At 61.1% G+C, this 13,726-nt stretch carries 12 protein-coding genes; 4 read left to right on the forward strand and 8 right to left on the reverse strand.

Annotated features, from left to right (window positions below; genetic code table 11):
• Positions 1 to 3: 3 nt before the first annotated feature.
• Positions 4 to 453: a CoA-binding protein gene (locus tag AC1D1L_RS10025; protein WP_352590102.1), complete on the forward strand. Its 450-nt coding sequence runs from the start codon at positions 4 to 6 to the stop codon at positions 451 to 453.
• Between the two features lie 73 nt (positions 454 to 526).
• Here the strand turns inward: AC1D1L_RS10025 and AC1D1L_RS10030 are convergent, their stop codons facing one another.
• Complete coding sequence (locus tag AC1D1L_RS10030) at positions 527 to 1,756, reverse strand: NAD(P)-binding domain-containing protein (RefSeq protein ID WP_477340900.1); 1,230 nt, start codon at positions 1,754 to 1,756, stop codon at positions 527 to 529.
• A gap of 56 nt (positions 1,757 to 1,812) precedes the next feature.
• Complete coding sequence (locus AC1D1L_RS10035; RefSeq protein ID WP_006201396.1) at positions 1,813 to 2,370, reverse strand: OsmC family protein; 558 nt, start codon at positions 2,368 to 2,370, stop codon at positions 1,813 to 1,815.
• 650 nt (positions 2,371 to 3,020) lie between these two features.
• Between AC1D1L_RS10035 and AC1D1L_RS10040 the strand changes: the two genes are divergently transcribed.
• Both AC1D1L_RS10040 and AC1D1L_RS10045 read left to right on the forward strand, forming a co-directional pair.
• Entirely contained in the window at positions 3,021 to 3,695 is a 675-nt protein-coding gene (locus AC1D1L_RS10040; protein WP_477340902.1) for a peroxiredoxin-like family protein, read from the forward strand.
• A 594-nt stretch (positions 3,696 to 4,289) separates the two neighbouring features.
• Positions 4,290 to 5,363, forward strand: a complete 1,074-nt coding sequence (locus AC1D1L_RS10045; protein ID WP_477340904.1) for an ABC transporter ATP-binding protein — start codon at positions 4,290 to 4,292, stop codon at positions 5,361 to 5,363.
• Between the two features lie 64 nt (positions 5,364 to 5,427).
• Here the strand turns inward: AC1D1L_RS10045 and AC1D1L_RS10050 are convergent, their stop codons facing one another.
• The 6 genes from AC1D1L_RS10050 to AC1D1L_RS10075 form a co-directional block, all read right to left on the reverse strand.
• A complete protein-coding gene (locus tag AC1D1L_RS10050; protein ID WP_477340906.1) occupies positions 5,428 to 6,270 on the reverse strand; it encodes a carbohydrate ABC transporter permease in 843 nt (280 codons plus the stop codon).
• A complete protein-coding gene (locus tag AC1D1L_RS10055) occupies positions 6,267 to 7,151 on the reverse strand; it encodes a carbohydrate ABC transporter permease (protein ID WP_477340908.1) in 885 nt (294 codons plus the stop codon). Before AC1D1L_RS10055 ends, AC1D1L_RS10050 begins: the two co-directional genes overlap by 4 nt.
• Positions 7,152 to 7,210: 59 nt before the next feature.
• Positions 7,211 to 8,485: an extracellular solute-binding protein gene (locus tag AC1D1L_RS10060; RefSeq protein WP_477340910.1), complete on the reverse strand. Its 1,275-nt coding sequence runs from the start codon at positions 8,483 to 8,485 to the stop codon at positions 7,211 to 7,213.
• A gap of 114 nt (positions 8,486 to 8,599) precedes the next feature.
• The gene (gene arfA / locus AC1D1L_RS10065) at positions 8,600 to 10,105 is read right to left on the reverse strand and encodes an arabinosylfuranosidase ArfA (RefSeq protein WP_477340912.1); all 1,506 of its coding nucleotides are present in this window, start codon (positions 10,103 to 10,105) and stop codon (positions 8,600 to 8,602) included.
• Between the two features lie 104 nt (positions 10,106 to 10,209).
• A complete protein-coding gene (locus AC1D1L_RS10070; protein ID WP_477340914.1) occupies positions 10,210 to 11,136 on the reverse strand; it encodes an ArsR/SmtB family transcription factor in 927 nt (308 codons plus the stop codon).
• A gap of 396 nt (positions 11,137 to 11,532) precedes the next feature.
• A complete protein-coding gene (locus AC1D1L_RS10075) occupies positions 11,533 to 12,414 on the reverse strand; it encodes a metal-dependent phosphohydrolase (RefSeq protein ID WP_477340916.1) in 882 nt (293 codons plus the stop codon).
• Positions 12,415 to 12,593: 179 nt separating this feature from the next.
• On the opposite strand from AC1D1L_RS10075, the gene AC1D1L_RS10080 reads away from it, so the two are divergent.
• Positions 12,594 to 13,661 (forward strand): cyclic nucleotide-gated potassium channel, encoded by a 1,068-nt coding sequence (locus AC1D1L_RS10080; protein ID WP_477340918.1) that lies wholly within the window; start codon positions 12,594 to 12,596, stop codon positions 13,659 to 13,661.
• The last annotated feature ends 65 nt before the right edge of the window (positions 13,662 to 13,726 follow it).

Below are 13,726 nucleotides of genomic sequence, written 5' to 3' on the forward strand. Positions count from 1 at the left end.
CATATGAATCATGATGAGCCCTATTCGGAGGCTTATCTGCAAGACATTCTGAAATCGGTCAAAACCATCGCGATGGTGGGGGCCAGCCCCGATAAAACCAAATTTTCCTATGGGGTACTCAGGGTGCTGCACGAAGTCGGCTACGACATGATCCCGGTCAACCCCAGTCCCGGTCTGGATGAGATTCGAGGGCTTAAGGTGTACGCGTCACTAGCGGCCATCGACCGGCCTGTGGACATGGTTGAGGTTTTTCGCCGCTCCGAAGACCTGTTGGAAGTTGCACAAGAGGCCATCGCAATCAATGCCAAGGTTCTGTGGGGTCAGATTGGGGTGCGCGATGACGCTGCCGCCCAATTGGCGGAGGAAGCGGGCTTGAAAGTGGTTATGAACCGCTGTCCCAAGATTGAGTTGTTCCGCCCCTTCTGGAAGCCAAAGCTGCATTTGGGAATATGACTGCAGGGGCGCAGAATTCGGGGTTGTCACGGCAACCAACCTGTTCCCTCTGGGGTCTCAGACGTTGATTCTGCTAGCAGACTGAATTTTGCGCGAGGTACGATGCCAGATGATCGCTGAGATCACGCGCGTCGTCGCCAGCGCCGTCGATCAGAGCAGACTTGCGGCGGCGCAGAAATTGCGTCCCCATCAGGTACAGGCCCGGATGTTCCACTACACCGCCGTCGTGACGGACGTGGCCCTTGCGGTCGAGGACCGGCAGTTCCAGCCAGGAGTAGTCCGGCCGGTAGCCGGTGGCCCAGATAATCGTCCTGATAGCGCCTCCGGCAAGATCGAGGCCGAGCGGCGGGCTGTCCTCGACACGGGTCGGCGGCAGGCGATCCGGCGGCCCGACGGTCGCGTCCAGGCCGTTGGCGCGCGCCCATTCGTCGATGAGGTCGAGCAGCCGGGCCATCTTGAGATCGGAAAGCGCGCACATGTTGCGCAACGACCCCGCAAACTGGGCCTTGCCGTCTTCGGTGATGCCGGCGAGGCGACCGACGAGCCGGACGCCGATGTCGACCAGCGCATTGAGGTCGAGGGTGGTGCGGTCGGGCGTGCCGGCAAGCTGCAGCGAGGGAACCCGTCGCGCCCGCCTGATGTCGTCTACCTCGTCGTAGCGCTCGTCGAGCACGCCGGCGGCGTCCATCCACCATTCCAGGTCCTTGCCGCGATAGACGCGCGGCGCCCTTATGTGCTCGCCCACCGACAGGGTCACTTGACGCCCCGAACGCTGCAACTCCTGTGCGATCTGGGTGCCGCTGGCCGACGCGCCCGCCACCAGCACACCACCGTCGGCGACCTGACCCGGATTGCGATAGGACTGCGCCGTCAGCATGGCGACCGACGGCGGCACACGGGCGGCGAAATCGGGCAGGCGCGCGACGTTGCACGCGCCCGACGCCAGCACCACAGTCGGGCATCGCCACTCGCCGCGGTCCGTGCGCACGAGATATCCCGCCCCGTCGCTGCGAACCGAGGTAACGGTCGTGTGTGTTCTGACCGGAGCCGAGATCGCCTTGGCATAGTTCCCGAGGAAGTCGATCACCTCAGGCATCGTCCGGTAGCCGTCGGGGTCGTCGCCGTCATAGCGGAAGCCCGGCAGCCGGCTCTGCCAGTTCGGGGTGAGCAGCCGCAGCGAATCCCATCGCTCGGTGCGCCAGGTATGGGCGATCTCGCCGCGCTCCAGCAGCACATGGTCAATAGAGCGCTCCGCGAGGCAGCGGCTCATCGCGAGCCCCGCGTGCCCTGCACCGACGATCACTGTGGTGACGGAACTAATCGCGCCCTCTCAGGAGAGTCTACGGCTCGAAGCGCCTTTCAGTTCACCACGACCGTGACGTTCGTCGGATTGGTAACAATGTCATAGACCGCCGATCGCTTTTGCGACTGAGCGACGAGAGCCTCGATGTCTTCTTGCTTGGCGTCGGCGTCGATGTTGTATTTCACCGTGATGCCGCTGAAGCCGTTGCGCACGTCGCTGTCGATGCCGAGTATGCCGGCGAGATCCATGTCGCCTTCGATGGTCGCCTTCACCGACTTCAACTGGATGTTCCGGTTCTGGGCAACCGCGGCGATGCCGGCGGTCAGGCAACTGGCCAGCCCGACCAGCACGTATTCGACCGGCGTGGCGCCCTGATCCAGGGAAGCGAAGACCTCCGGATGGTCGGCATCGAATGCGAAGGTGGTCTTGCGATGCTGGTCCTGGCCTAGACCGTAAAAACTCTCGACCGTCGAGTGGCTGTGGGTGCCGTCCTTCCATTCGCAGGCCGCGCGCCACTTGAACTGCGCCGCCTCCGGGGCATTGGTAAGCGCTTCTTTTGCGGCGAGCAGCGCCTCTACGTTAACGCCATTGTTTGCCTGTACTTCGGAAGCCATAATTATTATCCTCCCTACCTTGCACTGGCTCAAAAACCCGACCGATTCCACTGACCTCCTGATCAGATTTCACCATGACGCGGTATGCTATGGGTCGCGAAGCGTTTCGACAAGTTGTTTCCGTTGGGGCTTGGTCGCCCTCGTGTACCGAGTTGCGCCTTTGCAGGCTCTGGCGCGACCACGATACCTTCAGCGTGGTCAATTGCAGCGTCTACTTCCGGGGCGGAGGCAAAGTTCGCCTCAACGGCCGAGATGCGGCGCAAAGCTGACAGGCCCTCTAGTACCGTTTGCTGCCATTCGCGATGCGGACAATGAGGTCATCGTTGTCGTCGAACTTTGCCTTTCGGAGCGATTTGGGTTTTGGGGCGAGAGCGGCCGTGAGAATGGATATCGGCCGGGTGCGCACTTGAAATGAGTTATGGAGTGACGAGGCCCAGCAGTTGGCTGTGGGATCGTCTGCCCGAGAAGGTGCAGCGTTCGTGGGGCGCCATCTAGTGTAAAAGCGGTGCCCTCCGTGCTATGAATGGATTGTCGACGCCGTCCTAGGCCGACCGCCATTTCAGCATGCCCAAGGACGTATGTGCCGCAACATGGGCTCAAGCCACCCGCCCGCACATCTGTTGTCGATTGGCCCGCGAGGAGGGATCAGCATGTCAGAACGTCTCGACATAGGCCCGCTGCAACTTGGCGAAACGGCGCCCAATTTCGTGCTCGACGCGATTACTCGCGAGGGCAAGATAGCTATCGACGATTTCCGCGGCGAGAAGCCAGTGCTGGTCGGATTGTATCGAGGTCTCCATTGTCCTTTTTGCAGGCGTCATATCGCGACGGTTTCGCTGCTCACACCAGCCCTTAAAGCAAAGGGCATCGAAACCCTGACGGTGGTGAACACGCCCATCGAACGGGCACGCCTTTATCTCCGTTATCATCCGATGCCGGCTCTGCTCGCGGCGTCTGATCCTGAGCGGGCTTCACACCGCGCTTTTGGGCTCCCCAATATGCAGATCACCGAGGGCGAGAGCGCATGGCCGCACAAGGCCTCAATGAGCGATGTGAAGGCGATGCGGCTCAACGTGCCGGGCGAAATGCCAGAGCCGATGGATCCGTTTGCCACGCTCGAATATCTGAACAAAAAAGACAACTACGATATCACTGAAGCGGACGAGCAAATGATGGCGACCGGCGTGGGCCAGCTCATGGGCCAGTTCCTGCTCGACCGCAACGGCGTCGTTCGCTGGACGTTCTCCGAGGTTTTCGATGGCGGCTTGGGCGCCCACCCGAACTCCGAGGCGATGATGTCGGTCGCGTCGCAAATCGGAAGGTAAGGAGCAGCTTCGGTAGGGGGCTAGGCGCAGGGTTAGGCGAAGTTGGCCGCCGTCGCCTGATGGTGCCCTACAATTGGCACCGCACTCGCCTGCCATGAACCCGGGGGGCGGGGGCGCGGTCGTCCAGCCGCCCTACTACCAGCGCGAGCCGAGCGGCGTCCGCGCTGCGGGCTCAGCGGCCTCTTGCTGCAGGTCTGCGGCGATGCGCCGGCTTACCGCCCCAGTAGATTTCGTTCAACGGTTTTCAGCTGCGCCAGCATCGCATTTTTCGCACATTCCGGAGCGCGGCGAACCAGACAATCCAGGATTGCCTGGTGCTCGTCGCAATACCTCCGGCGGCGTTCCTCCGAGAACGAGCACTTCTTCATTTCGAACCAGGGAATGCCGCCGTCCTGTCGTTCGGACGCATCAGCTTTCTGGGGGTAATGTCGGGGCCACCATAGCCTCGCATCAAGGTCTCGAAATGTCGTGAATGGGACCGACTGCAGACGTCGGCTTTTGGCAAGATAGCTTGGAAACCTTGTGCCGTTGCTGCCCACGTTCCTTGACATCGGGTATTTATCCGAAATTATGGAGGAAAGAAGGATCGCAGGCATGACGGGAATCGCGCTGTCGGGCGTATCAAAGCATTTTGGCGCAGTCGAAGTGATCCGCGAGGTTAGCCTGGACATTGAGCCAGGAGAGCTGGTCGTGTTTCTCGGCCCGTCCGGTTCTGGCAAAACGACGCTGCTCCGGATGATCGCCGGTCTCGAAAGCATTGACGAGGGCACGCTGACGATCGACGGGGTGCGCTCGGAGAATCTGGCGCCGGGCAGGCGCAACGTTGCGATGGTCTTCCAGAACTATGCGCTTTACCCACATATGACAGTCGCAGAGAACATGGCCTTTGGGCTGAGGAACATTCGGGTCGCGCCGGATGTTATACGCCAACGGATCGCTGAGGCTGCGCGTATCCTGGAGATCGAAGCGTTGCTCCACCGGCGGCCGTCGCAACTCTCCGGCGGGCAGCGCCAGCGCGTGGCCATCGGGCGTGCGATCGTCAAGGAGCCCAAGGCATTCCTGTTCGACGAGCCACTCTCCAATCTGGACGCGGCGCTTCGAGCTCGTACACGCGTCGAGCTTGCCGAACTGCATCAGCGTTTGAAGTCGACGATGATCTACGTCACCCACGACCAGGTGGAAGCGATGACCCTCGCCGACCGTATTGTGATCCTCAACGATTGCCGGATAGAGCAGATGGGAAGACCCGACGAGGTCTATGCACGTCCGGCATCGCGATTCGTCGCGACCTTCGTCGGGTCTCCAGCGATGAATATTCTACCTGTTACGGTTTCAGGCTCAGGCGACAGGCTCAAGGCGCGCTTGACGGATGGATCGCTCGTCGACCTTCCCGGCGCGCCGGTCAACATGGATTGGCGCGAACTCGGCGTGCGGCCGGAATCGCTGACTGTCGTCTCCGAGGGCAGTGATGCATCCGCCACAGCCACGGTTGTCGAGCGCCTTGGCGAGCGAACGCTCGTCTATGCGCGGCTCGCTGATGGGACGCAGGTTACAGCACAGGATCGCGGGCTCTCGAGCGTCAAACCGGGCGACGCTGTTCGGCTGAAGTTCGACACCGCCGCCCTCCACCTTTTCGCCGCGGACGGATCGACCTGGCACGCGCGCTGACCGGGCCTGAATCCGCCGACCGGGGTCGTGCCCCCTGGGGTTGCGCTTCGCTTGCGGGCCGAGGCTAGCCTTTGATGCCTGCCGAGAGCGTTATCGCTTCGGTTACTCGGCGTTGGAAGAAGAGGTAGGCCAGTGCCACGGGAAGGCCGGCCAGTACAGCTGCCGACAGCTGGCGCGCGTAGTAGACGCCGAAGGCGTCATTGACCTGCGTGATGCCGACGGTGATCGTCATCATCTCGGTGCGGGTCACAGAGAGGAACGGCCACAAGAACGCGTTCCACGTCCAGATGAAGCAGACGATCGACAGCGCCGTCGTTACCCCCCAGTTCATCGGCACGTAGATTTTGAAGAGGATCCCGAATTCAGACGCATTGTCCATGACCGCGGCCTCACGGAAGTCCTTCGGGACCTGATCGAAGAATTGCTTGTACACGATGATGATGACGGGATGGATGAGCTGCGGCAACATGATTCCAGCCCAGCTGTTGAGCAGGCCAAGGTTGGCGACCAGCACGAAATGATTGATGATCAGCGCCGAAATTGGCACCATGAAGGAGGCGAGGATCAGCCACCATAGCGCGATCCGCCCCGGGAACCGCAACTGGGAGATCGCGTAGCCGCATAGCATCGAGATGAAGATGGTGATGACCGTTACGCCGACCGCGACCGCCACCGAATTGACGTACCAGGTGCCGATCTGTGTGGTGGTCACGGCGGAAATATAGTTCTCCAGCGTCGGCGTCTCCGGCCAGAGTTCGATGTAAGGCCGGACGACTTCGTCGTCCGGTTTGAGCGATGAGATCACACCCCAATAAAGCGGGAATGCCCATAGGATGGCCCAGACGAGCGTCAGTGCCGTGATTATCCCGCCCCAAAAGTTCCAGCGCTGCGCAGCCATGGCGTTCATCGGCGCCGCCTTTCGGCGAGCCGGAGCAGTTGGAATTGCAGGACCGAGACGACGACCACAAGCATGAAGAGGGTGACGGCGACAGCCGCAGCCCTGCCTCCCTGGTTCTGCTGGAAGGCCTTCTGGAAGACGTAGTAGACGAGCACCATATTGTCGTTCGGCCGGCCGCCGATCGAGAACAGATAGACCTGATCGAAGATCTTGAGCTGCAGGATGAGTTGGATGGTCAATACCAGCGAGGTGATCGGCCAAAGCAGTGGCCAGGTGATACGCCGGAACGTGGTCCATCGCGTCGAGTTGTCGAGCGCCGCGGCTTCGTAGATCTCCACTGGTATGGACCGTAGTCCGGCGAGGAAGAGGAGGATCGAGAAACCTGCGGTCCACCAGATCGTCACCCCGGCCACCGCCGGCAGGAACCAGGCGTGCGACTTAAACACCGGTACGCGCGGGATTCCCAGCCAGTCCAGCACATGCATCGCAATCCCGAACTGGAAATTCAGCGTCCAGTCCCAGATCAAATAGACCACAGACACCGGCAGGATGTAGGGCAGGAAGAACAGCGCCAGCACGGTCGCCTGGAACCGGCCCTTGAGGCGTGACACGCCAAGCGCGATCAACAGGGCGATGAGTGTTCCCGGGACGACCGTCATCAGCACGAAGTAAGCGGTGTTCCAGACCGCGCGCCGAAACATCGGGTCGTTGTCGAGCCGCAGGTAGTTGTCGAGACCAACCCACCGACCCTCGCCGATCAGCGGCGCATCGGTGAAGGAGATGCGAAACATCTGAACCGTCGGATAGACGAACGCCAGCAAGTAGATCGCAAGGAAGGGAGCGACCAGCACCAGCGCGACAAGACATTCAGTTCGGGAGTTGCGAAGCATGGCTCTTCCTCAAATATGGCTGGGACCGTCCTGGGCGGGGCGGTCCCAGCCTTTGAGCCCTACATGCTGTTCAGCTCTTCCTTGATGGATTTCACCGCCTCGCCCGGGTCCATCTCTCCATTGAGGGTCGGCACGAAATAATTGGACATGATGTCGAAGATCGGCCCGGCGACACCAGCCTTGGGCGACTTCGGATCGAAGATCATGTTGGCCGTCAGCGTCGAGTAGGTCGCATTGGGCTCCATTGCCTTGTATTCCGCCGTCTCGGTGACCGGCCTGTAGGCCGGGATGTGGCCTGCCGTGGCCCAGAAAAGCGAGTGCTTGTCCATCCATGAGATCACCTCGAGAACGATGGCACGCTTTTCAGGGGTGATCTCCTTGCCCTTGTTCTTCGGGATCGCGAACGAGTGGCTGTCCGCATAGGTGCATGGCTTGTCGAAGATCACCGGGATCTCGACGGCGCCCCAGTCGAACAGCTTGCCTTGCTTGGCGAGGTCGGTCATCGTAGGAACTTCCCAGACGCCGTTGATCATCATTGCGGCCTTGCCCGAGGTGAATAGGGCGACGGTTGCGGGATAGTCCGTATAGGTCGACTGCAGCCCAGCTTTCGTCCACCCTTGCAGAACCGCTAACGCTTTCGCCAGCTTTTCAGCGTTGTCGCCGGCGAGGAACTCGTTGCCCGTCAGAAGCTCGCCACCTTGCTGGCACACCAGCGAGTAAATGGTGCGGTACATGAAGTTGCCGTCGGCGGTGACGCTGCCCAGCGGGAACTCGACGCCGGCGTCCTTCAACTTCTGCAGTGTCGCGGTGAATTCCTCCTTGTTGCCCATGCCCACGGGACGACCGTCGTCGCCGAGCACGCCTGCCTTCTTCAGGAGGGCGCGATTGTAGTACAGGACGATTGGATGGGTATCGAGCGGCACTGCGTACTGCTTGCCGTCGACCGTCACGGCGCCCATCGTCGTCTGGGCAAAGTCCGAGGCCGAGAGGCCCATCTTGCTCATGTCGTCGGCGGTGATTTCTTCGAGAATATCCTGGCTCACCGCCAAGGGGATGCGGCTGGCATGATAGGTCATGACGTCTGGCGCCTCTCCGACTGCGGCCGAGGTCTGCACCTTCGCGTAGAAGGGCGTGCCCCACTCCAGCGTCGTGGCGTCGATCTTGATCTTGCCAGCGTGGGCGGTGTTGAAGTCGGTGATCATCTGCTTCATGCGCACACCGTCACCGCCGCCGAGGAAATCCCACCATATGACGGTTTCTTCGGCCTGGGCCGCGACGGCCCAAAATCCTCCGGCCACAACCACCGCTATGGCCATTATCCTGCGAAAGTTCATCTCAGCTTCCTCCCGAGTACGGCGGTTTGATCCGCCTTGAACGTTTCAATGCTACACCAAACCAAACCCCCTGCAACGGATTTTACGGTATATATCTGATAGTCGGATATTAACTCAAAGTGTCACACGCACCATCGAGTAAGAGTGCGGCGGCAAGTTCAACGTCATTCCCTTGCTGCTGAGCGCTGCCCCGTTGCCTTGGACTGGTGACACGTTGTCCGGCGCGTCCTTGGTGTTACAGGCCTCGAGATCGTCATGACGGATGATCGTATGCTCGATGGACTTGGCGACGAACCGCTCGAGGGCGACGTCGGCCTCTATCGTCTCGGACCCATGCCGGTTGATTGCGAAGAAGGTCAGCGTGCCGGCGTTCGAATCATGCACGCCTGCAATGTCGAGCCATGGCACCTTGTCGGCCGCGGCCGCGTCATAGGTAGGCACCTCGACCGCGAGCTGCAGCGCGGTGCCGCGGCCATGCTTGGAGGCCAGCATGAAAGGCCAGTAGATCGTCTGCCGCCAGGCGCCGCCGCCGGGATCGGTCATGATCGGCGCGATAACGTTCACCAGCTGCGCAATGCAGGCGATGCGAACAATATCCGACCGTCGGATGAAGGTGTTGATGATGCAGCCGACCTGCAGCACGTCCTCGAAATTGTAGATGTCTTCCAAAAGCCTGGGCGCTTCCGGCCAGTCCCAGGCGCGCATACGCTCGGCGTCCAGCTTGCGCTGATGGTACCAGACGTTCCACTCGTCGAAGGAGATTTTCACGTCCCGCTTCGAGCGGGTCTTGGCCTTCACGTAGTCGATGATGCCCGCGACCGTGCCAATGTAGCGGTCGAGCTTGGCTGGAAGAGCCAAATATTCGGCGGTATTCTTCTCGTAATTCTCGAAATACATGTGGAGAGAGATGTAATCGACCTGCTCGTAGGTCGCCTCCAACACTGTTGCTTCCCACTGCGGATAGGTCGGCATATTGGAATGCGACGAGCCGCAGACGACCAGTTCCACTGTCGGGTCGAGGCCGCGCAGCGCCTTGGCGGTCTCGTTGGCGAGATGGCCGTATTCGCTCGCCGACTTGTGGCCGACCTGCCAGGGACCATCCATTTCATTGCCGAGACACCAGAGGCGGCAGTTCCAGGGCTGCGTGCGTCCATTCTTGGCCCTCAGGTCGGACCAGTAGCTGCCGCGCGGGTGGTTGACATATTCAACGAAGGCCCGCGCCTCGTCGAGGCCGCGGGAACCGAGATTGACCGCAAGCATCATCTCGGTGCCGGCTTTTTCGGCCCAGTCGGCGAATTCGTGGATTCCAACCAGGTTCGGCTCCGTGGTGCGCCACGCAAGATCGAGGCGCCGCGGGCGGTTCTCCTTTGGTCCTATGCCGTCTTCCCAATTGTAGGCGGACACGAAGTTGCCACCCGGGTAACGGCAGATCGGAGTGTCGAGCGCACGCACCAACTCGATCACGTCCTTGCGCATCCCCTCTGCGTCGGCTTGCGGATGTCCGGGCTCATAGATGCCCGTATAGACCGCCCGGCCAAGATGCTCGAGAAACGAACCGTAAAGACGTTTGTCGATATCCGCGACGGCGTAGGCCGCGTTCGCCGTGACTCTGGCTTTCATGATCCCTCCCACTGCGGACTATCAATCCGACTTTCCGGTTTGTATCCGGGTCGTGGGTCAGTTAAGGGCGGAGTTCATCCGCCCGTCAAGAGTCCAGTATGCTCTCAAGCCTTGAGCAGGCGCAGAACGATGTCGTTGCTGTAATTGCCGAAGCCGCTGCCGAAGATGTTTATGCCGCCTGGGTGACGCGCATCTTCCTTCACGCCGATTCGTATCCGGATCGAGCGGTGCCGCTCGAGTTCCAGATCAGCCAGCGAGCATTTGGAAACCTTGGCATCGCCGCGATAGGTGCCGTTATTCGCGACGCGCCAGTGTACGAGGTCGCCATACTGCGATCCGGCTAGCTTCCACCAGCCGGGCGTATGCTTGCCGCGCTTGTCGCCATAGTCGGCCGGCGCCGTCCAGGTATCTATCTCGTGTCCGTTAATCGCCACCGTGATGTCCGATGGCCAATCCTTCGAGGTGCCTGGCACCTCGGACGAAAGCTCCATCGCCAGCTCCAACCCGCCGACTTTGGCATTGGCAAGCGTCGCATTGTTGGGAAACTGGTATTCGACGAAGCCGCGCGTGAACCACAGCAGCCCAGCCCGCATACGGTCAGGATCGAGGAAGGTGTCGGGCACATCGAGAAGTCCGATGACGCCGTCCTTTGAACACAGGCCGCAGGGGGCGGAAACTTCGCATCTTGTGTAGAGTCCAAGCGGCATCGCCACTTCTATGACGCCGAGATCCTGCGCCGGGGTGCGGTCCTTAAAGACGACAACCAACTCGGAGAAGGTCGAATAGCAGACCTTCTGGCTTCCCTTGCGCGCCTTCTGTGATTTCGTCTCGATCAAACCGACATCGACAAGAACCTGGATGTTTGCGGAAATTGTCGATTGCGGAAGACCCAGTTCTTCGGCCACCTGATTGACGTTTTTCGGCCCCTTGCGGTGCAGCAGATCGAGAATCCGGACCCGGACCTCGCTCGCAAGGCTCTTCAACAAGTCGAGCCGCTCAAGCGGATCGACAACCATGATTTCATTCGACATATGGCCCGCACTCGTCACACGGGTTATGTATCAGCAGATCAGATACAGATAAAGCCGGTGACAGTTCTGAATTGAACCGCGTGGAAGCACCGCTTTCCGGCGTTGCATCGGCCCACACCCCGGCACCAACATAGATCATCACGTGGGAGAAACGAGTCTGACGTTTATCAAGCGCCTCTGCCCGAGGCTCTCGGACAATTCGAAGGAATTATGACGTCTGCTTCTGGGAACCAGTATAACAATCCGCAATGGTCGCGAAGGAGACCTGGCCCATGGCCTGCTCATGCGGGGCCGACCTGTTTGTCGTGCCAGTTGGGCGCCGGGAATCGGCAGTAAGGCACCTCGGCGCCGGCGTTCTGCCAGCCGGAACCGGCGGAAAGGAAACAACCCCGGCGCTTAAGTCACCACTGAAAGGCTCGCCGGCTGCAACACGCCGGGGAACGGCCCGATCCTGGCCGGACGATGCCCGGATTGGAAGAGGTTGCTGTGGAGGTTGGCGACCCACTGCTTGCCTTCGGTCGTCAGCTCCAGATAGCGGATCGCGTCGCCAATATAGGGCTCGACCTTCAGCGTGAAGAAATCGCTGAAGATGGCGCTGAGATCGGCGGCGGTCTTGCAGCCGAGCTTTTCCACCATCCCGGTCTCGGAGAACTCGGCAAACAGGGCCGGCAGCTTGCGGTGGTAGAAGGGATCAGCGAGTTGGCCGATCAGATCCGCGGCTCTGACCAGCGCCGGCTCGGTGTTGGTGGCCTGGTAGGCCGGATCGCTTGGTACCGGAAAGCGCGTCATCTCGATCGCCGCGACAATGCGCTCCTCGTCGATGAACTTCGAGGAGCCAAAGCGTTGGCGCGCATAGATCTTGGCGCGCTCGATATGATAGGGCGCGAGCACCGCGTCGGAAGCGCCGCGCGGTGGCGTATGGCGCTCGCCGGCCTCGTTGATGACGAAGCTGTCGTCGCTGTCGCCCGGGCATATGCCGTGCACCATGCCGATGTCGTGGACCAGCAGCGCGCAGGTGTAATGCAGCCAGTCATCGGGGGTCAGGGATTCCGAAAGCAGCCGGCCGCGGATGATCTGCTGGCCGGCGAGCGTCACCATCAGCGTGTGCTCGATGTTGTGATAGAGGGCGTTCGAATTGCCGATGCGCTCCAGGACAAGGCGGGCCGCGCCGCCTATGTAGGCCGCATACTCCGAATTGCGATGCGAGAAATACTGCAGATAGAGTTCCGACAGATGGTCGCCGAGCCGGTCGGCCATGATGGAAATCGGATTGAGCATGACAATCGTTCCTGGCCAATGTGAAGCACGCCAAGTCGCGTGCGGCAGGCATCCTAGCACGGTTCCGGCGTGGATTTTATCACAGCGTTGGTGATGCGCATCGCAGTCGAAGCAGGCACCTTTGCGCTTGCCTTGAAGCCATCCTATTCTGCAGGGTAGTCGCCGCTTGTGGGCATAAAATGTCGGTACTGCCTTTCCTGAGAATTTACGCGCCGCTGAACGCGGCGCTGGCTGCGCCCGGGCTGCTGGCGGTGGCTGCGCTCACGTTACCGAACATTTCGGGACGAACCAGGCTGGCTCTGGTTGCCCTGCTCGCTGTCATTTGGGGCGCCTATCTCGTGCAGATGGCCGCGACGCTGCTCAAGCGCCGGGCGGGAGACCTTCAGGACAGCACGGCCGAAATCGCCATCGATGTGCTCGCGGTCCTGGTTCCACTCGCGGCATTTGTGCTCGTCGGCGCGCCCGACTGGAGCCTCTACTGTGCTGTCTGGCTGCTGAAACCGCTGCGCGACTCGACCTTCTTCCCGGTGCTGGGCAGGGTGCTGGCCAACGAAGCGCGCAACCTGATCGGTGTCACCACGCTGTTCGGCGTCGTTCTGTTCGGTGTCGCGCTCGCGGGCTATGTCATCGAGCGCGGCATCCAACCGGAAAAGTTCGGCAGCATCCCCCAGTCAATGTGGTGGGCGGTGGTCACGCTGTCCACCACCGGCTATGGCGACGAAATTCCGCAAAGCTTCGCCGGCCGCGTCCTAGCCGGCGCGGTCATGATGAGCGGCATCGGCATCTTCGCGCTCTGGGCCGGCATTCTTGCCACGGGCTTCTATCAGGAAGTTCGTCGCGGGGAATTCGTCCGCAATTGGCAATTGGTCGCCGGCGTGCCGTTGTTTCAGAAGCTCGGCCCGGCCGTGCTGGTCGAGATCGTGGCCGCGTTAAGACCTCGCACGGTGCCGGCGGGCGCCGTGATCTGCCGCGTTGGCGAGCCCGGTGATCGAATGTTCTTCGTCGTGGAGGGTCGCGTCACCGTCGCGACGCCGAAGCCGGTGGAGCTTGGCCCTGGCGCCTTCTTCGGCGAGATGGCGCTGATCAGCGGCGAACCGCGTATGGCGACCGTCAGCGCCGCAACCGCAGTCTCCCTCCTGTCGCTGCACGCGGTGGATTTCCAGATGCTGTGCAGCAGCAGCCCGGAGATCGCAGAAATCATCCGCAAGACCGCGGTCGAGCGGCGCGGCGTGGCACCGACGGCTTGACCGTACTGCAGTCCCGGAGCGAGCGCCGCCAATATGGGCACGGCGTGAATGACAGTCAGCATCCA

It is taken from the genome of Mesorhizobium sp. P2_D6 (genome assembly GCF_056404315.1).

What these genes read in the sequence shown, in the direction of transcription:
- AC1D1L_RS10025 (WP_352590102.1), top strand. Translation starts at nt 4, where the DNA reads ATGAATCATGATGAGCCCTATTCGGAGGCTTATCTGCAAGACATTCTG.
- AC1D1L_RS10035 (WP_006201396.1), bottom strand. Translation starts at nt 2,370, where the DNA reads ATGGCTTCCGAAGTACAGGCAAACAATGGCGTTAACGTAGAGGCGCTG.
- AC1D1L_RS10040 (WP_477340902.1), top strand. Translation starts at nt 3,021, where the DNA reads ATGTCAGAACGTCTCGACATAGGCCCGCTGCAACTTGGCGAAACGGCG.
- AC1D1L_RS10045 (WP_477340904.1), top strand. Translation starts at nt 4,290, where the DNA reads ATGACGGGAATCGCGCTGTCGGGCGTATCAAAGCATTTTGGCGCAGTC.
- AC1D1L_RS10050 (WP_477340906.1), bottom strand. Translation starts at nt 6,270, where the DNA reads ATGAACGCCATGGCTGCGCAGCGCTGGAACTTTTGGGGCGGGATAATC.
- AC1D1L_RS10055 (WP_477340908.1), bottom strand. Translation starts at nt 7,151, where the DNA reads ATGCTTCGCAACTCCCGAACTGAATGTCTTGTCGCGCTGGTGCTGGTC.
- AC1D1L_RS10060 (WP_477340910.1), bottom strand. Translation starts at nt 8,485, where the DNA reads ATGAACTTTCGCAGGATAATGGCCATAGCGGTGGTTGTGGCCGGAGGA.
- arfA (WP_477340912.1), bottom strand. Translation starts at nt 10,105, where the DNA reads ATGAAAGCCAGAGTCACGGCGAACGCGGCCTACGCCGTCGCGGATATC.
- AC1D1L_RS10070 (WP_477340914.1), bottom strand. Translation starts at nt 11,136, where the DNA reads ATGTCGAATGAAATCATGGTTGTCGATCCGCTTGAGCGGCTCGACTTG.
- AC1D1L_RS10075 (WP_477340916.1), bottom strand. Translation starts at nt 12,414, where the DNA reads ATGCTCAATCCGATTTCCATCATGGCCGACCGGCTCGGCGACCATCTG.
- AC1D1L_RS10080 (WP_477340918.1), top strand. Translation starts at nt 12,594, where the DNA reads ATGTCGGTACTGCCTTTCCTGAGAATTTACGCGCCGCTGAACGCGGCG.